General features: G+C 42.2%; 1 protein-coding gene. It reads right to left on the bottom strand.

All coding sequences use genetic code 11. The annotated features are described in order from the left end of the window. Positions 1-204 (bottom strand): phage DNA ejection protein (locus BHE89_RS04460; protein WP_171742462.1); only part of this gene is annotated, 204 nt, incomplete at both ends.

Here is a 204-nt window from a genome sequence, read left to right on the forward strand (position 1 = left end):
GTCAATCTGTCTGCCAAGTTGTTTATCTTGCAGGTTGAAGTAATCATCAATTCCTAGTGATGACATGCCAATGTGATCTGCTAATTGAACAGCCGCTTTAGGGTCTTTTTCTGCAATAGAAACGGCCTCCATTGGGTCAATACCAAGGCGACGAAAGGTATCTGCATTCTGTCTAACATAGTCAGTAGCATTACCATTCAGTAC

The sequence above is a fragment of the Shigella sp. FC1967 genome (assembly GCF_001743005.1).
GTDB lineage: Bacteria > Pseudomonadota > Gammaproteobacteria > Enterobacterales > Enterobacteriaceae > Proteus.